Genomic DNA, 307 nt, shown 5'->3' on the forward strand with positions numbered 1-307 from the left:
AGCATTCCTTCACCGGCGAGCCGAAAGGCAGCCATGAACCTTGAAAACTGGATAACGAAAACAAGCAACAAAGTCAAGAAACATCCAACGTGATGAATCGATTATTCGTGATTGGTTCATCACAAGTGTGACGAATGAAAAGCAAGAAGATCGAGGAGGTATCGTGCCCGAGAATCGGACACAAGCCGACAAAGAGATTCACCGCTCATCATTCCGTCAAGTGGTTAAGTTATAAAGAGCGCACGGTGGATGCCTTGGCACTGGGAGCCGATGAAGGACGGAACGAACGCCGATACGCTTCGGGGAG

General features: G+C 49.2%; 1 rRNA gene. It reads left to right on the forward strand.

From position 1 onward, the window contains the following. Positions 1-222: 222 nt before the first annotated feature. A 23S ribosomal RNA gene (locus AA84_RS0114060) occupies positions 223-307 on the forward strand; the annotation flags it as partial.

Origin of the sequence: Sporolactobacillus terrae DSM 11697 (assembly GCF_000648615.1) — a bacterium.
Taxonomy (GTDB): Bacteria; Bacillota; Bacilli; order Bacillales; family Sporolactobacillaceae; genus Sporolactobacillus; species Sporolactobacillus terrae.